The organism is Solimonas sp. SE-A11 (assembly GCF_030345715.1).
Taxonomy (GTDB): domain Bacteria; phylum Pseudomonadota; class Gammaproteobacteria; order Nevskiales; family Nevskiaceae; genus Solimonas_A.
The window spans coordinates 19,416-42,548 of record NZ_JAUASX010000021.1; the positions used below are offsets into that span (position 1 = coordinate 19,416).

Consider the following 23,133-nt stretch of genomic DNA (forward strand, 5'->3'; position numbering starts at 1 on the left):
GGCCGATGTGCCCGATCCCAGGATTCCCATGCGCCGAACCCTTGCCGCCGGCCTGCTCGCCGGTCTCGCCCTGCAGGCTGTTGCAGCGGAGCCGCCCGTGAGTGCCGACCCGTATCTCTGGCTGGAGGATGTCGGCGGCGACAAGGCGCTGGACTGGGTGCGCACGCAGAACGCGGCGACGCTGAAGCAGCTGCAGGCCGACCCCGGCTACGAGCCGCTGCGCCGTGACATCAAGGCAATCCTTGATTCCGAGGACAAGATTCCCGACGTCCACCAGATGGGCGGCCACTGGTACAACTTCTGGAAGGACGCCGCTCATCCGCGCGGCGTCTGGCGCCGCACCACGCCGGACGAGTACCGCAAGGCGCAGCCCACCTGGGAGGTGCTGCTGGACCTGGACGCGCTGAACCAGGCGGAGAACGAGAACTGGGTCTGGCATGGCGCGGAGTGCCTGCGCCCCGCCGCCGGCCAGCCCTGGACGCGCTGCCTGGTGGCGCTGTCGCGCGGCGGCAGCGACGCCGACGTGACCCGCGAGTTCGACCTGGGCAGCAAGGCTTTCGTGAAGGACGGCTTCTTCCGCCCCGAGGCCAAGGGCGCACTGAGCTGGATCAGCCAGGACCGCGTCTACGTCTACAGCGATTTCGGCGAAGGCTCGCTGACCGAGTCTGGCTACCCGCGCGTGGTCAAGGAATGGCGGCGCGGCACGCCGCTGGCCGAGGCGCACACGGTCTACCAGGGGCAGAAGGACGATCTCTACATCGCCGCCCGCCATGACGACACGCCGGGCTACGAACGCGACTTCGTGATCCGATCGCTGGCCTTCTACAACGAGGAGCTGTACCTGCGCGGCGCCGACGGCGCGCTGACCAAGCTGGACCTGCCGAATTCGGCCGACAAGAGCGTGGAGCGCGAGTGGCTGCTGGTACAGCTGCGCGAGGCCTGGAACGCGGGCGGCCAGGAATACGCCGCCGGCTCGTTGCTGGCGATCCGCTTCAAGGACTTCATGGCAGGGCAGCGCGGCTTCACGCTGCTGTTCAAGCCGGACGCACGCAGCTCGCTGCAGGGCGTGAGCTGGACGCGCAACCATCTGCTGATCAACGTGCTGCAGGACGTGAAGAGCCGCCTCTTCATGCTCACGCCGCAGGACAAGGGCTGGAAGCGCGCGCCGCTGCCGGGCGCGCCGAGCATCGGCTCCGTCAGCGTGGGTGGCGTGGATGCCGACGAGTCCGACGACTACTTCATGCTGGTGACCGGTTATCTCACACCCAGCACCCTGTTCCACGGCCGCGTCGGCGAAAAGCCCAAGGCGCTGAAGTCCGCGCCGGCCTTCTTCGACGCCAAGGGCCTGGAGGTGAAGCAGTACTTCGCCGTCAGCCGCGATGGCACCAAGGTGCCGTACTTCCTGGTGTCGAAGAAGAAGCTGGAGCTGGACGGCCGCAACCCGACGCTGCTCTACGGCTACGGCGGCTTCGAGATTTCGCTGACGCCGGGCTACAGCCCCGGCGTGGGCCGCGGCTGGCTGACGCAGGGCGGCGTGTACGCGGTGGCCAACATCCGCGGCGGCGGCGAGTACGGCCCGCGCTGGCACCAGGCGGCGCTCAAGCAGAACCGCCTGCGCGCCTTCGAGGACTTTGCCGCGGTGGCGCAGGACCTGATCGCGCGCAAGATCACCACGCCCAAGCACCTGGGCATCCAGGGCGGCAGCAACGGCGGACTGCTGGTGGGCAACATGCTGACGCAGTACCCGCAGCTGCTCGGCGCGGTGGTCTGCCAGGTGCCGCTGCTGGACATGCAGCGCTACCACAAGCTGCTGGCCGGCGCGTCCTGGATGGCCGAGTACGGCGACCCTGACGACCCCGCGCAGTGGGACTACATCAAGACTTTCTCGCCCTACCAGAACCTGCTCAAGGACGCGGACTACCCGCCGGTGCTGTTCATGACCTCCACCCGCGACGACCGCGTGCACCCCGGCCACGCTCGCAAGATGATGGCGCGCATGCTCGAGCAGGGCCACGCGGCGCTGTACTACGAGAACATCGAGGGCGGGCACGGTGGCGCGGCGGACAACGACCAGCTGGCGACCATGCAGGCGCTGGCCTATACCTTCCTGCGGCAGCGGCTGAAGGACGCGAAGTAGCCACGAACCCTGCACGGGTTTTGCACGGCGGCGCGGCAGAATGAGCCGCATCCACCGGAGCCACCGACATGACGCAGCCCGCCTCTTCTCCTGAAGTACCCACCGCTGCCTTCAGCGACCGCAGCGGCGCCGTGGCGGTGGTGCTGGTGGCGTTGCTGTCCAGCCTGCTGCTGCTGGCAGCACAGCAGAAGCTGATCGGCGAGGGCCTGGTGCCGCGCAGCAGCTGGTACACGCTATCGCTGGGCGTGCCCGCCATGCTCTGCCTGCTGCTGCGCAGCGCGCGTGACCGCTACGCCTGGATCTGTGGCGCCGTGCTGGGCCTGCTGCTCTGGGGAATGGCGGCTCACAGTGCCGGCGCCTGCGTCGGCAGTCCGGGTAGCCCCTCCGACCTGGACTGCGGCAGCATCTTCAAGCCCTACATCCTGGCGCTGGCAGCCGCGCTCTTCATGCTGCTGCCGTTCCTGCAGGTCTGGCGCGAGCACGGTCGCCGCCTGCCCTACGATGCGCTTTACCACCGCGCCTGGGACAACGCCCAAGCATTGGCCGCCGCCGGGTTCTTCATCCTGGCGGGCTGGGCCATCCTCTGGCTCTGGGCGGCACTGTTCAAGCTGATCGGCATCCGCTTCTTCGATGAGCTGTTCGGCGAGGAGCGGTTCTATTACCCCGTCACCGGCCTGCTGGTGGGCCTGGGCGTGGTGCTGGCGCGCAACCAGGCCGGCGCGCTGCGCGCGATGCTGCGCGTCTGCCTGGCACTGGGCCGCCTGCTGCTGCCGCTGATCGCACTGGTGGCGCTGATGTTCCTGGCGGCGCTGTTCTTCACCGGCCTGCAGCCGCTGTGGGATACGCGCCGGGCCACCGCGCTGCTGCTGTGCCTGGTGTTTGGCACCGTGGCGCTGGTCAACAGCGTCTACCAGGAAGGCAGTGGCGGCGAGAGTTACGGCCACTTTGCGCGCCGCCTGGTGGATGCCGCGCTGCTGACACTGCCGGCCTATGCGGTGATCGCCGCCATCGCCCTGCAGTTGCGCGTGTCTCAGCACGGCTGGACCGTGGAGCGCTTGTGGGCGGCGATCCTGATCGGTTTTGCGCTACTGTACGCGCTGGGCTATGCGGTGGCGGCCCTGTGGCGCGGCGGCTGGCTGGCGCGGCTGGCGCCGGTCAACACCGCGGTGGCCCTGGCCCTGGTGGCCACGCTGCTGGCAACGCAGAGCCCCTTGCTGGACTTGCGCCGCATCAGCCTGCACTCGCAGCTCGCCCGTGCCGGTGACGACCTGGATACCCTGGACCTTAAGTACCTGCGCTGGGAGCTGGGGCGCGTGGGCGTGGAAACCCTGCAGCGTCTGCGGCAGGACTCGCGTGTGCTGGCCGATACGGGCCTGGCAAGCCGCATCGACGGCGTACTGAAGATGCAGCAAAAGTGGGACGCTGGAGATCCGCCTTCAGCTGCGTTGCTGGCGCAGAAGCTGGGCGTGCGCCCCTCCGGGCTGGTGGCGCCGCCCGGATTGCTGGACCTGTTGGCGGCGCGTGAGGGACGGCTGGACGCGAATCTATCGGAGTGCGTCACCGGAACCCGCTGCTGGCTGATGGCCGCGGACCTGGATCGTGACGGCGCGATGGAATGGCTGCTGTTCAACGAGGCCCGCAGCGGTGACCTGCCGTTCTTCGGCGAGCGGGACGGAAAATGGAAGAGGCTCGGCGAACTCCAGCAGCGCAGCGTGCATCGATCGGGTCAACAAACCGCCGAACCGCCGACACCCAAGGCTCTGGCGGAAGCCGCGGCCCGCGGCGATTTCCGCGCGGAGGAGCCGCAGTGGCGCGACTTCATGCTGCAGGATGAGCGTTACGTCGATACGCCCTGGTAAAGCGTTCGTGCCGGCGCGATCCGTCCACTGCGCTGTCACAAAAGCTTCGCCCAACCGTCACGGAAGGGTTACGCGCCGGGCCTAGGCTGGTCTCCGTATGAAAGGAGCAAAGCCATGCGGATCGCCTATGGAGTGATGGGCTACGGACGCGGGCACGCGATGCGGACCATGTCCGTGCTGCCCGCGCTGATGCAGGAGCACGAGGTCACCGTCTTCGCCGGCGGCGACGCCTATGACGTCCTCGCGCCGCTGTTCCCCACGGTGCGCATCCCCACCATCGGCTACCGCTACAACCTGCACGGTGGCCACTCCTTCTCCCGCACGGTGCGCGAGAACTTCGCGCCGATGACCGACCTGCTGTTCGGCGGCCTGGGCATGGAGCAGATGGAGCGCGAGTTCCGCGAGCGCGGCATCGAGCTGGTGATCTCCGACTCCGAGGCCTGGACACATCGTTGCGCGCAGAAGCTGAAGATTCCGCGTATCAGCTTCGATCATGTCGGCATCATCGCCTACTGCAAGCCGCACTTCCCGCCGGACCTGTGGCTGACGGGCATGCGCGACGCGGTGGGCTACCGCTCGCTGATGGGCATCCCCGAGCGCATCCTGATCTCCAGCTTCTACCCAGCCGAAGGCCAGTACCCGGGGGTGAAGGTGATCGGCCCGATGCTGCGCGACGAAGCCCTGCGCACCAAGCCGACCCGCGGCGACTACCTGCTCTGCTACTTCAACAAGGGCGAGCACCAGTACCTGCCGCAGGTGGACCGCGCGCTGCGCCTGCTGGACCACCCGGTGGTGGTCTACGGCACGCCCTACCGCGGCAAGGTGGAGAACCTGGACTTCCGCGCGCCCAGCAACGAGTGGTTCCTGCACGACCTGGCACACTGCCGCGCCGTGTTGTCCACCGCCGGCAACGTGCTGATCGGCGAGGCGATCCACTTCGGCAAGCCGATCATGGCAATGCCGGAAGATGCCTTCGAGCAGCGCCTCAACGGCTACATGATCGAACGCATGGGCGTGGGCATGCGCGCCGACATGAAGCGCCTGACGCCCAGCGACGTCGACCGCTTCATGGGCAACGACGAGTACTACCGCTCCAACATGGGCGAGCATGCCCGCGACGGCAAGGCCGAGGCCATCGCCACACTGCAGCAGTACATCGAGGAGTTGGGTGGCTCCCGCTCAAAAAGCCGCGTGAAGAAGCGCGTCACCCGCATCCACACCCGTGACGTGAAGGCCCTGCAGCAGCCGGCCTGAATCCCGCCGGCCTGGCGCGGACCCAGGCTGGCACCGGAATTGCGAGTCTCCCCGCACCGGGATAGTGCCCGGATGAACGGGAGAGGACCGATGCGCCAGCCGATCCGCGGCCAGCGATGAGCACGCGCGCTCGCAAGAAGCCGCCGCCCAGGCCGGCTGCCGTCAAGGGACCACGCACCGGGCTGGTGCTGACCGCCGGTGGTGCGCGCGGCGCCTACCAGGCTGGCGTGCTCAAGCGCGTCAGCGAGATCCCGCGCCTGCGAGGCCGCGCCGCGCCGTTCCCGATCATCACCGGCGCCTCGGCCGGCGCCATCAACGGCGCCGCGCTGGCCGCCTGGCATGGTGACTTCAGCGAGGGGGCCAACCAGCTGGCGAAGCTGTGGGCCGCCCTGCAGATGACCGACGTGGTGCGCACCGACCCGGCGGCCCTGGCCCGCGGGGCCGCCGACCTCGCGCTGGACATGGCCCTGGGCGGCCTCACCGGTGCCGGGCGTACGCAGGCCCTGCTGGACGCCTCGCCGCTGGAGGGCTTCCTGCGCCACCACCTGCCGCTGGACCGCATCGCCGGCGCAATCTCCGCAGGCACGCTGGAAGCGCTCGCCGTCACCGCCACCGGCTATCACTCCGGCAAGGCCTTCACCTTCGTGCAGGGCAAGCCCGGCCGGCCGCTGTGGAACAAGAGCCGCCGCGTGGCGCTGGCCACGACACTGACGCTGGACCATATCCGCGCGTCCGCCGCGATTCCCATCGTGTTTCCGCCGGTGTCGCTGTCGGCAGGCGGCTCCACCGCCTGGTTCGGCGACGGCGCGCTGCGACTGACCACGCCGCTGAGCCCGGCGATCCGCCTCGGTGCGGAGCGGCTGTTCGCGATCGGTGTACGCTGCCAGGAGTCGGCCGACAGCCTGCTGCGCTCCGAGATGTCCACCGCCGGCGACGTGGTGCCGGAGCTGCATCGCCCGCCGCTGGCGCAGATCTGCGGCGTGTTCATGAACGCGATCTTCCTGGATCACCTCGACGCCGACCTGGATCACCTCAAGCGCATGAACGAACTGGTGGCGGCCTACCAGCAGGTGGCCAAGGGGCAGGTGCAGCCCGGCGTGTCGGAGCCGATGCGCGTGGTGAAGTCGCTGACCGTGTCGCCGTCGGCGGATATTGCCATCATCGCCAAGACCCTGGCCCACCGCATGCCGCGCAGCCTGCGCTACGTGCTCGACGGCCTCGGCACGCCGGATGCGCAGAGCGCGGACCTGACCAGCTTCCTGCTGTTCGACAACGCCTTCACGCGCGAGCTGATCGCGCTGGGCTACCGCGACGCGGCGCAACGCATCGACGAGATCGAGGCCTTCCTGCGGGAAGACTGAAACCGGATTGCCATCGTGCTGAAAGAGCCTGCTTCCAAGCTGTCCCCACTGGCATCTAGCTGGATTGGCCCGATTCCTGCTCCATCCAAGCTGGGTTGTTTCGCCTTGCCCTGAGGATGGCCCGAATGATCGACAAACTTGCACTACCCTTGACCATCTGTGCCCTGTTGCTGGTCGGCATCGGCTGCATGCTGACCGGCCTGTTCCACATCAAGACCGCCGCCGGGATCGTATTGCTGGTGGTTGGCTTCTTTGCGGGCGCCAGCTCGCTGCTGTTGTTGAGCTTTGCGGGGCGTGAGAGGTACGGCTAGACGGCTGGATACCGGCTTTCGCCGGTATGACGTCAGATAGAGCGTCAACGCTTGCGTGAAGCAGGCCGCTTCCCGATCCACGCGGCCTTGCAGCAAGCCGTGATGGTGGGCGCGCTACGCTGGGCCCACCCTACGACACGAAGCCCTGCAGCAACTGCAGCATCAGCCGGTTATTGCCGGCGAAATGATCCAGCGAGGCCAGGATGGATTCCGGCGGCTGCACGTAGCGCGCCGGCGCCGGGCGCTCGTGCTGGAACCACTCGCGCGCATTGGCGGCCGTGACCTCCAGATGGAACTGGATCGCGGCGATGCGGCCGTCCAGCTCATAGGCCTGGTGGGCGCAGGCCTCCGAGGACATCAGCGTCTGCGTGCCCGGCGGCAGGGCAAAGGTGTCGCCATGCCAGTGAAAGGCGGTGAAACGCGGCGGGAATCCGCCGAAGAACTTCGAGTGCCGCCCGGCTTCGCTCAGCTCCAAGTCGAACCAGCCGACCTCGCTGTGTGCGTTGCGCGTCACCGGGCCGCCGAGCACGTCGGCGATCAGCTGCGAGCCAAGGCAGATGCCAAGCAGCTTCTTGCCGGAGTCGATCGCCGAGCGAATCAGCGCCTTCTCGGCGCGCAGCCAGGGATGGGCGTCGTATTCGTAGATGTTCATCGGCCCGCCCATCACGATCAGCCAGTCGAAGCTGTCGACGGACGGCGGCGCCTCACCCTGCTGCAGGCTCGTGCAACTCACCTCATCGCCGCGCTGCGCCAGCCAGGGGGCGATGCAGCCCAGGTCTTCGAAGTCGGCGTGCTGCAGCCAATGGACGCGCATGGGTATTCAGCTCGGGTGAGGGCCGTTCGCACTGAGTCTGTCGAAGTGTGAACGGCAGGTAACCGCACAGCAGGCGATCCGTTCATCCTTCGACAGGCTCAGGACGAACCGATGGGACGCTCGGTTATGCCTCGCGGGCCTTGAAGTCCAGCGCGGCGGAGTTGATGCAGTAGCGCAGGCCGGTGGGCTTCGGGCCGTCCGGGAAGACGTGGCCCAGGTGCGCATCGCAGCGGGCGCAGAGCACCTCCACGCGGCGCATGAAGTGGCTGTTGTCCTCGCGGCTGGCGACGTTGCCATTGACGGCGGGGTCGAAGAAGCTGGGCCAGCCGGTGCCGGATTCGAACTTGGTGCGGGAGTCGAACAGCGGCAGGCCGCAGCACAGGCAGGTGAAGATGCCGTCGCGGTGGTCGTCCCAGAGCGCGCCGGTGAAGGCACACTCGGTGCCGGCCTGGCGGGTCACGCGATACTGCTCGGGGGTCAGCTGGGCGCGCCACTCGGCGTCGGTCTTGGTGATCTTTTCCATGGCTGTACTCGGTCGTCTGGCTTGCGGCGCGGGGAAGGCGCCCGGTCCTGATCCCCCCAATATGGGGACGCGCGGGCGCCGGCGGTAGTCCTTGGCGGCTTCGGCCGCCGCCGCGCCATACTACGCCAGGCCCGTCCGGCCGGGCACTAACTGTGCCGGCGCCGGTCTGAAGGCCCTGTAAGCCCATAACAACGTAAAGGCATCCGATGGAGATTCCGATGAAGCGACTCGCCCTTGCCGCCTGCGCCGCCGTGGTCATGGCCGGCTGCGGCAGCCAGCCCCGGGCCCCGGCGGCGGACCCCGCCGCCGCCGAACCCGCGACCAAGGGCCCGCAGTCCGGCATCGACGCGGCCAACTTCGACACCCAGGTCCGCGCCCAGGATGACCTCTACCGCGCCGTCAACGGCGGCTGGATGGCGCGCACCGAGATTCCGGCCGACAAGGCCAGCTATGGTGCCTTCACCGAGATCGACGACCGCGCCGAAATCCTGCTGCGCAAGATCATCGAGGAATCCGCTGCGGACAAGAATGCCGCCGCGGGCAGCGATACCCAGAAGGTCGGCGACTATTACCGTGCCTTCATGGACGAGGCCCGTGCCGAGCAGCTGGGCCTGGCGCCGCTGAAGGACACGCTGGCGCAGATCGACACCCTGCAGGACCGCAAGCAGCTGCCAAAGCTGCTGGCGGAGCTGTCGAAGATCGGCGTGGGCACCTTCCCCGCCTGGATCGAGCCGGACGCGAAGAAGTCCTCGGAATACATCGTCTATTTCCTTCAGGGCGGCACCGGCCTGCCGGACCGCGACTACTACCTGTCGGCTGACGCCAAGTTCGCCGAGATCCGCCCCAAGTACGTGGCGCATGTCGAGAAGATGCTGACGCTGGCCGGCATCGCCGATCCGCGCGCCAGCGCCGAGGCGATCATGACGCTGGAGACCAAGCTGGCCAAGGCGCAGTGGACCAAGGTTCGCTCGCGTGACGCGGACCTCACCTACAACAAGTACACGGCGGCCCAGCTGCGCAAGCTGACGCCGCGCTTCGACTTCAAGACCTATCTCGCCGAACAGGACCTCGCCGCGACGCCGGGCGTGATCATCGCCCAGCCCAGCTTCTTCCGCGACTGGGACCGCATCGTCACCGCCACGCCGCTGCCGGTGCTGCGCAACTACCTCAAGTGGCAGGTGCTGAGCGACTTCGCACCCTACCTGTCGCAGGACTTCGTCAACGAGAACTTCGCCTTCTACGGCACCACGCTGCGCGGCATCCAGGAGCTCAAGCCGCGCTGGAAGCGAGGCGTGGACGCCACCGAAGGAGCGCTGGGCGAGGTTACCGGCCGCATCTACGTGTCGCGCCACTTCCCGCCGGAGGCCAAGGCCCGCATGGAGAAGCTGGTGGACCGGCTGCTGCTGGCCTATGGCGACAGCATCCGCAAGCTCGACTGGATGAGCCCGGAGACCAAGGAGAAGGCGCTGCTCAAGCTGTCCAAGTTCACGACCAAGATCGGCTACCCCGACCAGTGGAAGGACTATTCGGCGCTGCAGGTGAAGCCGGATGACCTGGTCGGCAACGTCATGCGCTCCAACCGCGTGGAGCATGCTCGCGAAGCCGCCAAGCTGGGCAAGCCGATCGACCGCGGCGAGTGGTTCATGACGCCGCAGACGGTCAACGCCTATTACAACCCGACGATGAACGAGATCGTCTTCCCCGCCGCCATCCTGCAGCCGCCGTTCTTCGACATGCAGGCCGACGACGCCGTGAACTACGGCAGCATCGGCGCCGTGATCGGCCACGAGATCGGCCACGGCTTCGACGACCAGGGCTCCAAGTACGACGGCGACGGCAACCTCCAGTCCTGGTGGACCAAGGCCGATCGCCAGCGCTTCGAGGAGAAGACCAAGCGCCTGATCGCGCAGTACGGCGCCTTCGAGCCGGTGCCCGGTCATAAGGTCAACGGCGAGCTCACCATCGGCGAGAACATCGGCGACCTCGGTGGCCTGGCCATCGCCTACAAGGCCTGGCAGATGTCGCTGGCCGACACCGGCCCCTCGCCGGTGATCGACGGCCTCACCGGCGAGCAGCGCTTCTTCATGGGCTGGGCACAGTCCTGGCGCCGCAAGTTCCGCGAGGCCGACCTGGTGCAGCGCCTCAAGACCGACCCGCATGCGCCGGACGAATACCGCTGCAACGGCGTGGTGGTGAACGTGCCGGCCTTCTACGAGGCCTTCGGCGTGAAAGCCGGCGACAAGCTCTACCTGCCGCCGGAGCAGCGCGTCAGCATCTGGTAGCACGGCCAGGAAAAAAGAAGCCCCGGATCGCTCCGGGGCTTTCAATAACAACGGGCGGTCCGGTCAGAACCCGCCGCTGCTTTCCTCGGCGCACGGGGACGACTCGCCCGCCATTGCATCCGCCACTTCCTCCGCCGTCAGGGAGATTCCGGTGCCGCCGTTGATCACCAGGGTCGCACTGCCGTCGTCGTTGAAGGTGAAGCGGGCGGTGGACCCGCCCGACTGCAGTTGGAGCTCGCCACCGTCCGGTCGAGTGCCGTTGACCGTGATGCCGCCCGTAGAAGGCGTCGATACGCGAACCTCGCCGCCTTCGCAGCCGACGTTGTTGGAGCTGTAGCGGTAGCTGCCATCCAGCTCGAAGGCATTGCCGCTGACCTTGGCGCGCAGCGGCGCGTCATTGTCCCCCAGGTTGGCGGAGAGCTTGTAGTCGATGCCGCCCTGCTGGAAGCGTTCGGTCTTCAGCCGCAGGCGCAGGCCGTAGAAGATGCCGTCCTCGGTCTCAAGCGATTCCACCGTGCCGAGATACTCGATCAGCTGGCGGATTCCGAGCTGGCCCTCATCGTAGGTCTCGTTGAGCGTGAAGGCGGCCTTGTCGCCGGAACCGGCCGTGAAATAGTCGTACTGGCCCGCCGCTGTCTCGGCGGAGCCGTACTCCGTGATGCCATCAGCCTGGAAGAGCTCGACGATCTCCTGGCCTTCCCCATAGCAGTACTGCTCCTGGTAGCCATCCGTGTTCTGTCGTTGGAAATCCACGCGCACGCCGGAGGCCGGCGGGTTCAGCAGCTTGAAGTCGCGATCCTTGGAGCCTTCCTCTTCGGAGGCGCCCCCTTTTATCGTGTCGCAGTCCCCCGGTCGCAGGGCCTTGGCGGACAGTTGCGGGCCAGCCAGGCGCTTGCTGCTCGCGCGGGCTGAAGCAGCGGAGGAGAAGTTGATGTAGAACGACAAGGGGCCGTAGCTGCCGATCGACAGGCCAAGCTCGCGCAAGCCATCGCTCTTGGTTTCGAGGGGGACCGGATCCGCTCCGCCGTCACCACCGTTGTTGCAGGCGGCGAGCAGCATCGTGCTGCCGGCCAGTATGGCTACCTTGAGTGTACGGTTCTTCATGGTGATGTCCCTATCCTTGCGATGTGGTTGACGCCGCTCCTACGGCCGCCCCGGCGCGCGGGCAGGGCCTCGGCGCAGGGGTTGAGCAACCTAACCACCCACCATGCGGCTGGGCTATTGGACCTTCGTCGGATGCCTTGCCAGGACATCTCCATGCGCCGGGTCCTCCTGGTCCCCAGGCCACACAGCAAAAAGCCCCGGATCGCTCCGGGGCTTTTTGCTTGCTGCAACTAGTGCTTCTAGCAGGGTGACTGGTCCAGCACGGCGCGCACTTCGGTAGCGGTCAGGGTCTGCGTCACGCCGTTGAGGTTCAGCGTGGCGCCGCCGTCGCCGTTGAAGTCGAAGACCGCGTACTGCTGGCCCACCGCCAGGCGCAGCTTGCCGTCCACCGGGTAGTTCGCGCTGCCGCCGGTGCCCAGGACCAGCGTCTCCTCGGTGGAAACCGTCACCGCACCGCCGCCACACTCGCTGGTGGCGTAATCGTAGACTCCGTTGAAGCTGCGCTGCTGCCCGTTCCGCGTCTCCCGGAACGGCGCGCCTGCCTTGCCGATCTGCACCACCGCGTAGCTGCGGACCTCTCGGCCACTGGTGAGGTCGGCGCGATCGTAGCTGTAGCCATAGTTCACGCGCAGATCGCTGCCGCCGTCGACCGCCAGCCGCTTCTCGATGGTGCCGAGCCGCGCGCCGATCTGCGTATCCACGGTTTGGGCTCCCAGCAGTTGCGTGTAGGTGGCGGCGTAGCCGTTGGCACCCTGGTCGATCAGGTAGGCGACCTGCGAGCCGTCGTTGAGGGTGGCGCCGCCGGTCTCCATGGTGCCGTTGAACCGCAAGGTCGCCGTGCGCGGCGACGGCGCCGTGGCGGTGGAGAGACAAGCGTTGTTTTCCTCGCGATCGAAGCTGACCGCGACATTGCCGAGGCCCAGCAGGCTGAAATTCCACTGGCGGTTACCGGAGCTCAGGTCACTCCGGCCACTCATGCTGCAAAGCCCCTCGGCGCGGCCGAATTCCGGAAGATCGCCGATCCGCTTGGCTTCCGCCGTGGCGCCCGTGTCCAGCGGATCGGGCAGTTCCGACAGCATGGCGCTCGCCACGCCAAGCTCGCGCAGGGCATCGGCCTTGGTGGCCATGGAGAAGCTGTCGCCACCGGTGCCGCCGCCGGTGCCGCCACCACAAGCCGTCAGCGCCAGCAGGGAGCTGCAGACCGCAGCCGGGAAGAGAATCCTGTTCATGTATCGTCCTTGAGCCTGTGGAAAAACCGGGCGGGGCCTTCGGCAACCGACGGCTGGCAACACCGGCAGCGATCACCCCGCTGGAAAAACTGGCAAATCGCGTGCCGGATTTACGCGGTCTTCCTGTGCTCGGTAGGTGTCCCGTCCCTGGAGGCTGTCTCCAGCACTCGCCGGCACTGTAGACGGGGTCAGCCGCCTGTCCGGCGGTCAGACATGGCCATTTACGAAGCGATGCAATTGCTTACAAATCGGCCGCGGGAACGGCGCCGCTTCAGGCTGCCAGCGCGGGCAAGGCCTCGGGGCTGGCGCGGGCCAACCACTCCAGCTGCCAGCCGCTGCGCTCCAGCCGCGTCATGGCGGCGTTGGCCAGGGCCTCGGCGTAGCTGCGCCCGAAGGCGGAGCGCAGGCGGCGCTGTTCGCGCCAGGTCATCCAGCGGTCATCAGCGCCATCGCAGAGGCGCAGCAGGTAGTCGCCTTGGGTATCGCGGCTGAGGAACACCGCGCACATGCCGCCTGCGCCGCCCAGCAGCGCACTGCTCAGCAGTTCTTCCCGGGTTTCGATCCAGGTGCTGAGCTCGGCGTGGGCCGCCATGGCGGGGAGGTGCGACATGGGGGCATTGTCCGGGGCGGGGCGGGCCGCCACAGCCGGCGCTCCACGATGGTGCTTGTAGGAAACGGCAGTGAGCCCTGTCAGGGGCTGAACCCGGCGCCCTGACAGCGGTCAGTCTGCAAGGGTGCCGGGGGACCATTCGAACGAATCGAACGGTTCGTTCAGAACATTTTGCTTTTTTGAAGGTTCGGCCGGGTACTAGCATATCCGTCAATTCAGGAGCCGCCATGTCCCAGCCACTGCCGCAACGCTACGGAGCCATCGCCCAGGCCGGGCACTGGCTGACCCTGCTGCTGGTGATTGGCGCCTTCGCGCTGGGCTGGATCATGAGCGACATGAAGATGTCGCCCACGCGGCTCAAGCTGTTCTCGTACCACAAGTGGATCGGCGTCACGATCTTCGGCATCGCCGTGCTGCGCCTGCTCTGGCGCCAGTGGGCCAAGGCCCCGCCGCTGCCGCCCGCCATGCCGGCCTGGGAGCGCATCGGCGCCCACCTGAGCCACTGGGGCCTGTACGCCCTGCTGCTGGCGATCCCGCTGTCCGGCTGGCTGATGAGTTCGGCCAAGGGCTTCCAGACCGTGTACCTCGGCCATTTCCCGATCCCCGACCTGATCGGCCGCGACCGCGAGCTGGGCAAACTGCTGGAAGACGTGCACGAGCTGCTGACCACGATCCTGCTGTTCGTGGTGGGCCTGCATGCCGCCGCCGCCCTGAAACACCATTTCTTCAATCGTGACGACGTGCTGACGCGGATGCTCCCGCGCTGGCGCAAGACCGGAGACGCCTCATGAAACTCTTCACCGCTGTCCTGTTGTCCCTGGCTGCCGTCTCGGCGCAGGCCACGCCGCGCACGGTGGATACCGCGCGCAGCGACATCAGCTTCAGCGTCAAGCAGATGGGGGTGGCCGTGGAGGGCCGCTTCAAGCGCTTCGAGGCGCAGGTGAACTTCGACCCCGCCAAGCCCGAGACCTCCAGCGCCGCCCTGTCGGTGGACATCGCCAGCATCGACGCCGGCAGCGACGAGGCCGACAGCACCGCCGCGGAACGTGCCTGGCTCGACAAGGCCGGCTTCCCCAAGGCCACCTTCAAGAGCAGCAGCGTTCGCGCCACCGGCCCCGGCAAGTACGAGGCCAAGGGCCTGCTGACCATCAAGGGCAAGCCGCGCGAGATCACCGTGCCGTTCCGCGCGACCGACCAGGCCAGCGGCGCCACGCTGCTGTCCGGACAGTTCTCGATCCGTCGCACCGACTTCGGCGTGGGCGGCGGCGAATGGAACGAGGGCGATCTGGTCTCCAACGACGTGCCCGTGACGTTCCAGCTGCTGCTCGCGCCCGCCAAGTAACACCCCCCAATTCCCAAAGGAGTGATCCCATGAAGAAGTCCCTGCTCGCCGCCGTCCTGCTATCTGCCGCCACGCTGACGGCGCAGGCCGCCGAGTCCACCTACAAGATCGACCCGACGCACACCTTCCCGACCTTCGAGATCAGCCACCTGGGCTTCTCCACCTTCCGCGGCCGCTTCGACAAGACCGAGGGCACCATCACCCTCGACACCGCCAAGAAGACCGGCAGCGTGGACGTGACGATCGACGCCAACTCGATCTCCACCGGCGTGCCCAAGCTCGACGAGCACCTGAAGAACGAGGACTTCTTCGACACCAAGAAGTACCCGACGATCACCTTCAAGGGCAGCAAGTTCAAGTTCGACGGCGACAAGCTCGACGAAGTGACCGGCGAACTGACCATGCACGGTGTGACCAAGACGGTGACGCTGGACGTGGATGATTTCGTCTGCAAGCAGCACCCGATGCTCGGCATCTGGGCCTGCGGCGCCAACCTGGAAACCAAGATCAAGCGCTCCGACTGGGGCATCAGCAAGTACTCGCCCAATGTCGGCGAGGAAGTGGAGCTGAAGATCGAGGTGGAAGCCCACCAGCAGAAGGATGGCGCCGGCAGCAAGCGCTGAAGCAGCCTGTCAGTCCCCCCAGCACGGCCGTCCCCCCGACGGTCGTGCTTCGCCGGAGGAGCCGACGCAAGTCGGCTCCTTTTTTATTGGCTTTTCTTTTGTGGGAGCGGCTGTCAGCCGCGATCCACGCCTGACTTGAAAAACCTCGTTCGCGGCTGTCAGCCGCTCCTACGCTGTTATCTGAATTCCCCGCCGGAAATCCTTCCACCCTCATCCACCAGCGCGTGGAACCGGCTGCGATCCGCCCGGTAGTCCGTGGTCGCGATCTCGCCCGGCAGCACCAGCGCCACGTCCGGATAGCGCAGGCGGAATTCCGCCGGATCCGGCCGCGTGTCGATGAAGTGGCGGAAGTCCACCATCTCCGCGTCGCTGACCTGGCCGCGATACGGTTCTTCCTTGGGCGTGTCCATGCCCATGCCACGACGCAGGCCCTTGCCCAGCACGCGGTTCACCAGGTTGATGGCGCCGTAGACCGTGTCCGCGGTCTGGTCGTGGATCGCACGCACCACGCGCGTGGTGTCGCGCGTCGCCGGTATCGCCTCGAGGATGCCGAAGGGAATGCTGGCGATGCCGTGGTGGATGCCGCGCACCGTATCGGTGCCGATGCTGACGCCGCCTTCGGCCAGCTTCTGCACCTGCGCCAGCGTGCCCAGCGCGCGGCTGGTGTAGCCATAGTCACTGTGCCAGGCCTCGATCCGGCGCAGCTCGTGCCGCCACTCCAGCACCTCCTCGTGCAGGCGCAAGCCAGCCGCCAGCGTCCCGCACAGGGCCGCGGTGCTCAGCAGCGCCAGCACGAGTTCAAGGGGCATGGTGCTGGCGCACCTCCGCCGTGACGCCGTGGCCCTTGAGCTCCTCGCGCACCATCTGCGCGGCGCGCTGGTAGACCAGGCGGCGCACCAGCGTGGGCGTGACGCTGCCCAGCGCGCCGGCCACCCAGGACTCCTTGGCGGCCAGCTCCATGGGGTTGAGGATCTCGATGGAGATCAGGCTGGGGCGCGAGGCGCTGACCAGCTCGAAGTTGCGTGCGGGATCGCCGGCCAGGTTCGGCGCCAGCTGCTGCAGTCGGCCGTGCAGGCGATGCTGCACGCGCCACAGGCGCAGGAACAGCAGGCCGAGCACGGCCGAAAGCAGTACGTTGAGCAACAGCAGGATCGTGACGAAGGCGCTCATTACATGAACCGGCCGCCAGTGATGCGGCCCTCGGTGTCGGTTTCGGCGAAGTAGCGGCTGTTGTCGTGCCGGAACTCCTTGGTGGCAATGTCGCCGGGCATTACCAGCTTCACGTCCGGATAGTGCGTGCGGAACTGCTCCGGCGTCGGCCGGCCGGCGATGAAACGCCCGAAGGCCTCGAGATCGGCGACCTTGCCGGGGACCGGCGCGGCGGTGGCTTCGGGCTGGTTCATGGGCTGGGCGCAGGCGGCGAGCTGGACACAGGCCCCCAGCAGCAGGCCGGACAGAAGGACGATCCGACGCATGGGTATTCCCCCGGATTGGTATGGGTGCCAGTTTTAGCGCATTTCCGGTTCCGCGGCACTGGCGGCGCCGCCCGACGGCACTGACGCCGGGAACAGCGTCACCGTCTGGCCCAGCTCCAGGGTCTGTACCTGGATCTCGGGCCGCTGCGCCATGCCCTCGAAGAAGCGGTCCAGGCGCACCACCAGGGGGAAGGGCCGCAGTGGCTGGTCCAGCGGCAGGGTGAAGTCGTCCCAATGCACCGGGATGACGCGCCGCGCGCCGACCGCGTCCACCGTCTCGCGCAGGTAGTCCGGCAGCTCGTCCACCAGCGCCACGCCGAGGAACACCAGGTCGGCACGCAGGCCGGCCAGGGCGCCCGGTTCCCAGCCGGCACTGCCGTGGTGCAGCACGTTGCCCTGCGGATGCTCCACCAGGATCGAATAGGTGCCACCGAGCTTGTAGTCCAGGTAATGCGCCGGCGTGTGCAGCGGCGCGGTGATGTCGCCGGTGGGGCGGCCGCCGCTGGCGCCAGCGTGGCGGCTGGCGATGAAACGGATGCGGAAGCGGCCCACCGTGATCACCTGGCCCGGCTCGATGCGGCGGATGCGTCCATCCGGCAGACCGGCGCCGCGACCGATGTTGGCCGTGCTGGCGGAGCCCATCAGCATCGCGCCGGTGAGCTTGGCCACCACGCCGGCATCCATGCCGTGGTCGTAATGCGAGTGCGAGACCAGCACCGCATCGAGCTTGTCGATGCGCGCCGCCAGCAACGCCGCGGCAATACGCGTTTCATCCGGCGCGATCGCACGGTTCAGCACCAGCGGCAGCAGGCCCTCGGGCCGGGTGAAGAAGGGATCGATCAGGATCGCGTGCTCGCCGTCGCGCAACAGCACGGCGCTGACGCCATACCAGGTGGCGGTGAGCGCGCCGGGCTGCGCGGCGGCCTCGTAGTGATGCGCGCGGTAGGCGTCCATGCCCGGCGCCTGCGTACGCAGCCAGGCCACGACCACGGCCAGCAGGCCCAGCAGCACCACGAGCGCGACCAGCAGCCGGCGCAGCAGTTTCATGACATCGCCCCCGAATCGAAGAGGCGACAGCATTCCATTGCCGCCGGCAGGCGGCAACCGGTTCACCGGATTGTCATGCGGCCCCGGCCCATGGGCCGGGGCCGGCGTTCAGAAGTCGCCGTAGCGCCGCTTCTTGCGGCCGCCACCCATCCAGGGCAGGACCAGGCCCAGCAGCACGCCGCCTCCAACCAGGCTAGCACCGGTGATCAACGTCTTGCGCTTGGCGCGCTCCACGTCGAAGCGCTGCTGCAGCGTGGCCGCGGAGCTCTGTAGCTCCGTGATGGTGGCCTTGAGCGACTCGTTCTCGCGTGCCAGCTCGAAGGCCGGCTTGGCCTGGCCCAGTTGCTGCTGCGCCGCCGTGAGTTCGCGCTCCAGGTTCTGCGCGCGCTTCTGCGCCGCGTCGAGATCCTGCTGCGCCTGCTGGTAGCGCTCCTTGGCCGCCGGCTGCGCGGAGAGGAAACGCGACGTCACCCAGCCTTCACGGCCGTCGGCGGTGCGGATGCGAGCGAAGCTCTCGGGTCCCAAAGACTCCAGCACGCTGACCTTGGCGCCGCTCTTGAGCACGCTCACGGAGGGCGCCTCGTTGCGCGGCTGCTGGCGCAGCGTCACGGTGATGTCGTCGGAGATGTATTGCGGGCGTCCGGCCGATTGGGCGGATGCCAGTGCCGGCGCCAGCAGCGCGGCAGCGAGTAGTAACGTCCTTGTCATGGCCCACCGAGTCTAGCAACGCAGCGGCGCGAAACAAATGATTTTCTTTCGCGCCGCTTCAGCGTTCGTTCAGCTTGCGCTCACAGCGCCAGCCGCCGCATGTCCGCCATCAACTTGCCCAGCGACACCACGAAGCGCGCCGCCGCGGCTCCGTCGATCACGCGGTGATCGTAGGACAGCGACAGCGGGCACATCAGGCGCGGCACGAACTCCTTGCCATTCCACACCGGCTTCATCTGCGAGCGCGACACGCCGAGGATCGCCACCTCCGGCGCGTTGACGATCGGCGTGAAGTGGCTGCCGCCGATGCCGCCCAGCGAGGAGATCGAGAAGCAGCCTCCGCGCATTTCGTCCGGCTTGAGCTTGCCGTCGCGTGCCTTCTTGGCCAGCTCGCCGCATTCGTTGGACAACTGCACGATGCCCTTGGACCAGACGTCGCGCACCACCGGCACCACCAGGCCGTTGGGCGTGTCGGCGGCGAAGCCGATGTGGCAGTACTTCTTCATCACCAGGCTTTCGCCGTCGGCCGACAGCGAGCTGTTGAACTCCGGGTACTGCTTCAGCACCGCGCCCACCGCCTTCATGATGAAGGGCAGCAGCGTCAGCTTGAGGTTCAGCTCCTCGCCCTGCGCCTTGCGGAAGGCCTCCAGCTCGGTGATGTCGGCCTCGTCGTTCTGCGTGACGTGCGGCACGTTGAGCCAGCTGCGGTGCAGGTGCGCGGCGGAAATCTTGCGGATGCGCGCCAGCGGCTTGTTCTCGATCTCGCCGTACAGCGAGAAGTCCTGCGCCGGGATCGGCGGGATGCCCGCACCGCCCGTGGTGGTGGCGGCCGCCGTTGGCGCCGCGCTGAGCCTGGCCTTGACGAAGGCCTGCACGTCCTCGATCACGATGCGTCCGCGCGGGCCGGAACCCTTCACCTGCGCGAGATCCACGCCGAGCTTGCGCGCGAACTGGCGCGTCGCCGGGCCGGCATAAGGCACGTCTCCGGTTTTCGTGGGAGCGGCTTCAGCCGCGATCTTTTGCGGAGCGGGCGCGGGTGCCGGCTTCGGCGACTCTGCGGCCACCTCGGGCTCGGTACGCTTCGGCGCGGGTGCCGCCTCGGCTTTCGCCTCGGTCGCGGCACCGCCATCACCTTCTAGTGTGCAGACGAGGTCGCCCTTGGACAGCTTGTCGCCGAGCTTCACCTTCAGCGCGCGCACGGTGCCGGCGGCGGGCGCGGGCACTTCCATGGTCGCCTTGTCGGACTCCAGCACCAGCAACGGCTGATCCTTCTCGACGCTGTCGCCGTCCGCGATCAGCAGCTCGATCACCGGCACGTCCTTGCTGTCGCCGAGATCGGGGATGCGCACTTCCAGGCTGCCGCCGCCCTTGGCCGGCGTGGCGGGCACAGCGGCGGGGGCCTCGGACTTCTTCGCGGGCGCGGCGTCCGCCGCGACCTTCTTCTCCGGCGCTGTCGCCGGCTTCGCTTCTGCTTTCGGCGCGGCGGCCGCAACGTCGCCCTCCAGCTGGCAGATCGCGGAGCCGGTGTTGAGCTTGTCGCCCACCTTCACCTGCAGCCCGCGCACGATGCCGGCGGCAGGCGCCGGCACTTCCATCGTCGCCTTGTCGGACTCCAGCACCAGCAGCGGCTGGTCCTTCTCCACCGCGTCACCGTCCTTCACCAGCAACTCGATCACCGGCACGTCGTGGCTGTCGCCGATGTCCGGAACCTTCACGTCAATGTTGGCCATGGCGGATATTCCTCAGACGGTCCAGGGAGCCGCGCGGTTGGGCTTGATGCCGTAGATCTTGATCGCCTGCGAGACGCGCTCGGCCGGCACCTGCTTGCGCTCGACCAGGGCCTTGAGCGCCTTGACCACGATCCAGCGGCGGTCCACCTCGAAGAAGTCGCGCAGGGCCGGGCGGTTGTCGCTGCGGCCGAAGCCGTCGGTTCCGAGCACGTGGTAGGGCATCGGCACGTAGGGGCGGATCTGCTCGGCGTAGGCGCGCACCCAGTCGGTGCTGGCGATGGCCGGTCCGCTCATGCCCTTGAGGCATTCCTCGACATAGCTGAGCTTGGGCTTGGCATCCGGGTGCAGCAGGTTCCAGCGCTCGGTCTCCATGCCGTCACGCGCCAGCTCGGTGAAGCTGGGCACGCTCCAGACGTCGGCGGTCACGCCCCATTCCTCCTTCAGCAGGTCGGCGGCGGCGATCACCTCGCGCAGGATGCTGCCCGAGCCCAGCAGCTGCACGTGCTTTTCGGAAGGCTTCTCTTCCGAGCGCAGCAGATACATGCCACGGATGATGCCACTCTCGATGCCGGCCGGCATCGGTGGGTGTGTGTGGTTCTCGTTGTAGAGGCTGACGTAGTAGTAGAAGTCCTTCTGCTCGACGTACATCTCCTCCATGCCGTGCTGCAGGATCACCGCCAGCTCGTAGGCATAGGCAGGATCGTAGGAACGGCAGTTGGGGATCACCGCGGAGTAGATGTGGCTGTGGCCATCCTCATGCTGCAGGCCCTCGCCGTTGAGCGTGGTACGGCCGGCGGTGGCGCCAAGCAGGAAGCCGCGCGCACGCAAGTCACCCGCCGCCCAGGCCAGGTCGCCGATGCGCTGGAAGCCGAACATCGAGTAGTAGATGTAGAAGGGCAGCAGCGGCGTGCCGTGGTTGGCGTAGGCCGTGGCGGCAGCCACCCAGGACGACATGGCGCCGGCCTCGGTGATGCCCTCTTCGAGAATCTGTCCCTTGATGTCTTCCTTGTAGTACGCCAGCTGGTCGGCGTCTTCCGGCGCGTACTTCTGGCCCACCACGGAATAGATGCCGAGCTGGCGGAACATGCCCTCCATGCCGAAGGTGCGCGCCTCGTCGGGGATGATCGGCACCACGCGTGGACCCACGTTCTTGTCGCGCAGCAGCGTCTGCAGGAACTGCACGTAGGCCATCGTTGTGCTGATCTCGCGCTCGCCGGTGCCTTCCAGCAGGCGCTGGAAGTTGATCAGCGGCGGAATCTCCAGCTTGTCCTTGGTCGGTCGGCGCTGCGGCAGATAGCCGCCCAGCTCCTCGCGGCGCGCCTTGAGGTACTGGATCTCCGGTGAGTCCTCGGCCGGGCGATAGAACGGGATGTCGGCGAGGCGGTCGTCGGAGATCGGAATCTGGAAGCGGTCGCGGAACTTGCGCAGCGCATCCTCGCCCATCTTCTTCTGGGAGTGCGTGATGTTCTGGCCCTCGCCGGCCTCGCCCATGCCGTAGCCCTTCACGGTCTTGGCCAGGATCACGGTCGGCGAGCCGGTGTGCTTCACCGCCGCGGCATAGGCGGCGTAGACCTTGTGCGGATCATGGCCGCCGCGGTTCAGGCGGGCGACGTCGTCGTCCGACATGTTCTCGACCAGGCGCAGCGTCTCCGGCGTCTTGCCGAAGAAGTGCTCGCGCGTGTACCGGCCGCCCTTGGCCTTGTAGTTCTGGTACTCGCCGTCGACCGTCTCGTTCATGATCTCCATGAGCTTGCCGCTGGCATCCTGCGCCAGCAGCGCGTCCCAGGCCGCGCCCCAGACCACCTTGATCACGTTCCAGCCGGAGCCGCGGAAGATACCTTCCAGTTCCTGGATGATCTTGCCATTGCCGCGCACGGGGCCGTCGAGGCGCTGCAGGTTGCAGTTGACCACGAAGACCAGGTTATCGAGCTTCTCGCGCTCGGCGATGTCGATGGCGCCCAGGCTCTCCGGCTCGTCCATCTCGCCGTCGCCGCAGAAGCACCAGACCTTGCGGCCGGTCATGTCCTTGATCCCGCGGTTATGCAGGTACTTCATCAGCCGCGCCTGGTAGATCGCCATGATCGGGCCCAGGCCCATGCTCACGGTCGGCATCTGCCAGAAGTCAGGCATCAGCCAGGGATGCGGATAGGACGACAAGCCCTTGTCCAGCGCCTCCATGCGGAAGCGTTTCAGGTCCTGCTCCGTCAGGCGCCCTTCGAGGAAGGCGCGCGAGTAGATGCCCGGCGTGACATGGCCCTGGATGTAGACCAGGTCGCCGCCCTGCGGATGGTCCGGACCCTTCCAGAAATGGTTGAAGCCGACGTCGTACAGGGTCGCGGAAGACGCGAAGCTGGCGATATGGCCACCGATGCCGGCGTGGTCGCGGTTGGCGTTGACCACCATGGCCATCGCGTTCCAGCGGATGATCGAGCGGATCTTCCACTCCAGCGAGTGGTCGCCGGGGGAGCGCTCCTCCATGCCGACGGGGATCGTATTCAGGTAAGGCGTGTTGGCCGAATAGGGCAGGAACACGCCGCTGCGCCGAGCCTTTTGCTGCAAGGCATCAAGCAGCTGGTGCGCCCGCTCCGGGCCCGCGTGCTTGAGCACGGCCTCGAGCGACTCCAGCCATTCGGCGGTCTCGAGGGCGTCGATATCTTCGTTCTGTGCCACGGCCTGCTCCTCGCCTGCGTGGAAAGTCTGTTTTACCCAATCTGCGGGACTGTA

The 23,133-nt window shown here is 67.4% G+C and carries 20 protein-coding genes and 1 pseudogene; 9 read left to right on the forward strand and 12 right to left on the reverse strand.

What is annotated here, in order from left to right; all coding sequences use genetic code 11:
- Window positions 1-28 precede the first annotated feature (28 nt).
- From QT386_RS19395 to QT386_RS19415, 5 genes are all read left to right on the forward strand, one after another.
- Window positions 29-2,137: a prolyl oligopeptidase family protein gene (locus tag QT386_RS19395; protein ID WP_289275405.1), complete on the forward strand. Its 2,109-nt coding sequence runs from the start codon at window positions 29-31 to the stop codon at window positions 2,135-2,137.
- A gap of 68 nt (window positions 2,138-2,205) precedes the next feature.
- Window positions 2,206-3,996 carry a DUF4153 domain-containing protein gene (locus tag QT386_RS19400; RefSeq protein WP_289275406.1) on the forward strand — a complete coding sequence of 597 codons (1,791 nt, stop codon included), beginning with the start codon at window positions 2,206-2,208 and terminating at the stop codon, window positions 3,994-3,996.
- A 114-nt stretch (window positions 3,997-4,110) separates the two neighbouring features.
- Entirely contained in the window at window positions 4,111-5,250 is a 1,140-nt protein-coding gene (locus QT386_RS19405; RefSeq protein WP_289275407.1) for a glycosyltransferase family protein, read from the forward strand.
- 116 nt (window positions 5,251-5,366) lie between these two features.
- Window positions 5,367-6,611, forward strand: coding sequence for a patatin-like phospholipase family protein (locus QT386_RS19410; protein WP_289275408.1), 1,245 nt, complete (start codon window positions 5,367-5,369; stop codon window positions 6,609-6,611).
- Between the two features lie 125 nt (window positions 6,612-6,736).
- The gene (locus QT386_RS19415; protein ID WP_289275409.1) at window positions 6,737-6,922 is read left to right on the forward strand and encodes a hypothetical protein; all 186 of its coding nucleotides are present in this window, start codon (window positions 6,737-6,739) and stop codon (window positions 6,920-6,922) included.
- A gap of 130 nt (window positions 6,923-7,052) precedes the next feature.
- Here QT386_RS19415 and QT386_RS19420 read toward each other — a convergent pair whose 3' ends face one another.
- Together QT386_RS19420 and msrB are read right to left on the reverse strand one after the other, a co-directional pair.
- Complete coding sequence (locus QT386_RS19420) at window positions 7,053-7,736, reverse strand: type 1 glutamine amidotransferase (protein ID WP_289275410.1); 684 nt, start codon at window positions 7,734-7,736, stop codon at window positions 7,053-7,055.
- Window positions 7,737-7,860: 124 nt separating this feature from the next.
- On the reverse strand, window positions 7,861-8,259 hold the full coding sequence (msrB, locus tag QT386_RS19425) for a peptide-methionine (R)-S-oxide reductase MsrB (RefSeq protein ID WP_289275411.1): 399 nt from the start codon (window positions 8,257-8,259) through the stop codon (window positions 7,861-7,863).
- 218 nt (window positions 8,260-8,477) lie between these two features.
- Between msrB and QT386_RS19430 the strand changes: the two genes are divergently transcribed.
- Window positions 8,478-10,541, forward strand: a complete 2,064-nt coding sequence (locus QT386_RS19430; protein WP_289275412.1) for a M13 family metallopeptidase — start codon at window positions 8,478-8,480, stop codon at window positions 10,539-10,541.
- A 63-nt stretch (window positions 10,542-10,604) separates the two neighbouring features.
- Here QT386_RS19430 and QT386_RS19435 read toward each other — a convergent pair whose 3' ends face one another.
- The 3 genes from QT386_RS19435 to QT386_RS19445 form a co-directional block, all read right to left on the reverse strand.
- On the reverse strand, window positions 10,605-11,645 hold the full coding sequence (locus QT386_RS19435) for a hypothetical protein (protein WP_289275413.1): 1,041 nt from the start codon (window positions 11,643-11,645) through the stop codon (window positions 10,605-10,607).
- A 239-nt stretch (window positions 11,646-11,884) separates the two neighbouring features.
- Complete coding sequence (locus QT386_RS19440) at window positions 11,885-12,874, reverse strand: hypothetical protein (protein WP_289275414.1); 990 nt, start codon at window positions 12,872-12,874, stop codon at window positions 11,885-11,887.
- Window positions 12,875-13,145: 271 nt separating this feature from the next.
- Window positions 13,146-13,484 (reverse strand): hypothetical protein, encoded by a 339-nt coding sequence (locus tag QT386_RS19445; RefSeq protein WP_289275415.1) that lies wholly within the window; start codon window positions 13,482-13,484, stop codon window positions 13,146-13,148.
- A 227-nt stretch (window positions 13,485-13,711) separates the two neighbouring features.
- On the opposite strand from QT386_RS19445, the gene QT386_RS19450 reads away from it, so the two are divergent.
- From QT386_RS19450 to QT386_RS19460, 3 genes are read left to right on the forward strand one after another with little or no spacing between them, the layout of a single operon-like run.
- The gene (locus QT386_RS19450) at window positions 13,712-14,275 is read left to right on the forward strand and encodes a cytochrome b (protein WP_289275416.1); all 564 of its coding nucleotides are present in this window, start codon (window positions 13,712-13,714) and stop codon (window positions 14,273-14,275) included.
- Complete coding sequence (locus tag QT386_RS19455) at window positions 14,272-14,826, forward strand: YceI family protein (RefSeq protein ID WP_289275417.1); 555 nt, start codon at window positions 14,272-14,274, stop codon at window positions 14,824-14,826. Before QT386_RS19450 ends, QT386_RS19455 begins: the two co-directional genes overlap by 4 nt.
- 29 nt (window positions 14,827-14,855) lie before the next feature.
- A complete protein-coding gene (locus tag QT386_RS19460; protein WP_289275418.1) occupies window positions 14,856-15,449 on the forward strand; it encodes a YceI family protein in 594 nt (197 codons plus the stop codon).
- A gap of 176 nt (window positions 15,450-15,625) precedes the next feature.
- On the opposite strand, the pseudogene QT386_RS23530 reads toward QT386_RS19460, so the two are convergent.
- The 7 genes and pseudogenes from QT386_RS23530 to aceE all read right to left on the reverse strand — a co-directional run.
- Window positions 15,626-15,811, reverse strand: a pseudogene (locus QT386_RS23530) (hypothetical protein); the annotation flags it as partial.
- A 436-nt stretch (window positions 15,812-16,247) separates the two neighbouring features.
- Window positions 16,248-16,619 (reverse strand): hypothetical protein, encoded by a 372-nt coding sequence (locus QT386_RS19470; RefSeq protein ID WP_289275420.1) that lies wholly within the window; start codon window positions 16,617-16,619, stop codon window positions 16,248-16,250.
- Entirely contained in the window at window positions 16,619-16,852 is a 234-nt protein-coding gene (locus QT386_RS19475; RefSeq protein WP_367401470.1) for a hypothetical protein, read from the reverse strand. Before QT386_RS19475 ends, QT386_RS19470 begins: the two co-directional genes overlap by 1 nt.
- A gap of 105 nt (window positions 16,853-16,957) precedes the next feature.
- Window positions 16,958-17,971, reverse strand: a complete 1,014-nt coding sequence (locus QT386_RS19480; protein WP_289275422.1) for an MBL fold metallo-hydrolase — start codon at window positions 17,969-17,971, stop codon at window positions 16,958-16,960.
- 108 nt (window positions 17,972-18,079) lie between these two features.
- The gene (locus QT386_RS19485; RefSeq protein WP_289275423.1) at window positions 18,080-18,679 is read right to left on the reverse strand and encodes a TIGR04211 family SH3 domain-containing protein; all 600 of its coding nucleotides are present in this window, start codon (window positions 18,677-18,679) and stop codon (window positions 18,080-18,082) included.
- Between the two features lie 80 nt (window positions 18,680-18,759).
- Window positions 18,760-20,409, reverse strand: coding sequence for a dihydrolipoyllysine-residue acetyltransferase (gene aceF / locus QT386_RS19490; protein WP_289275424.1), 1,650 nt, complete (start codon window positions 20,407-20,409; stop codon window positions 18,760-18,762).
- A gap of 12 nt (window positions 20,410-20,421) precedes the next feature.
- The gene (aceE, locus tag QT386_RS19495; RefSeq protein ID WP_289275425.1) at window positions 20,422-23,079 is read right to left on the reverse strand and encodes a pyruvate dehydrogenase (acetyl-transferring), homodimeric type; all 2,658 of its coding nucleotides are present in this window, start codon (window positions 23,077-23,079) and stop codon (window positions 20,422-20,424) included.
- Between the last annotated feature and the right edge of the window lie 54 nt (window positions 23,080-23,133).

Coding starts and splice junctions, on each gene's coding strand:
- QT386_RS19455 (WP_289275417.1), top strand. CDS start 14,272: ATGAAACTCTTCACCGCTGTCCTGTTGTCCCTGGCTGCCGTCTCGGCG.
- aceF (WP_289275424.1), bottom strand. CDS start 20,409: ATGGCCAACATTGACGTGAAGGTTCCGGACATCGGCGACAGCCACGAC.
- QT386_RS19415 (WP_289275409.1), top strand. CDS start 6,737: ATGATCGACAAACTTGCACTACCCTTGACCATCTGTGCCCTGTTGCTG.
- QT386_RS19440 (WP_289275414.1), bottom strand. CDS start 12,874: ATGAACAGGATTCTCTTCCCGGCTGCGGTCTGCAGCTCCCTGCTGGCG.
- QT386_RS19485 (WP_289275423.1), bottom strand. CDS start 18,679: ATGACAAGGACGTTACTACTCGCTGCCGCGCTGCTGGCGCCGGCACTG.
- QT386_RS19395 (WP_289275405.1), top strand. CDS start 29: ATGCGCCGAACCCTTGCCGCCGGCCTGCTCGCCGGTCTCGCCCTGCAG.
- QT386_RS19445 (WP_289275415.1), bottom strand. CDS start 13,484: ATGTCGCACCTCCCCGCCATGGCGGCCCACGCCGAGCTCAGCACCTGG.
- QT386_RS19405 (WP_289275407.1), top strand. CDS start 4,111: ATGCGGATCGCCTATGGAGTGATGGGCTACGGACGCGGGCACGCGATG.
- QT386_RS19430 (WP_289275412.1), top strand. CDS start 8,478: ATGAAGCGACTCGCCCTTGCCGCCTGCGCCGCCGTGGTCATGGCCGGC.
- QT386_RS19460 (WP_289275418.1), top strand. CDS start 14,856: ATGAAGAAGTCCCTGCTCGCCGCCGTCCTGCTATCTGCCGCCACGCTG.
- QT386_RS19480 (WP_289275422.1), bottom strand. CDS start 17,971: ATGAAACTGCTGCGCCGGCTGCTGGTCGCGCTCGTGGTGCTGCTGGGC.
- QT386_RS19450 (WP_289275416.1), top strand. CDS start 13,712: ATGTCCCAGCCACTGCCGCAACGCTACGGAGCCATCGCCCAGGCCGGG.
- QT386_RS19470 (WP_289275420.1), bottom strand. CDS start 16,619: ATGAGCGCCTTCGTCACGATCCTGCTGTTGCTCAACGTACTGCTTTCG.
- QT386_RS19400 (WP_289275406.1), top strand. CDS start 2,206: ATGACGCAGCCCGCCTCTTCTCCTGAAGTACCCACCGCTGCCTTCAGC.
- QT386_RS19435 (WP_289275413.1), bottom strand. CDS start 11,645: ATGAAGAACCGTACACTCAAGGTAGCCATACTGGCCGGCAGCACGATG.
- msrB (WP_289275411.1), bottom strand. CDS start 8,259: ATGGAAAAGATCACCAAGACCGACGCCGAGTGGCGCGCCCAGCTGACC.
- QT386_RS19475 (WP_367401470.1), bottom strand. CDS start 16,852: ATGAACCAGCCCGAAGCCACCGCCGCGCCGGTCCCCGGCAAGGTCGCC.
- QT386_RS19420 (WP_289275410.1), bottom strand. CDS start 7,736: ATGCGCGTCCATTGGCTGCAGCACGCCGACTTCGAAGACCTGGGCTGC.
- QT386_RS19410 (WP_289275408.1), top strand. CDS start 5,367: ATGAGCACGCGCGCTCGCAAGAAGCCGCCGCCCAGGCCGGCTGCCGTC.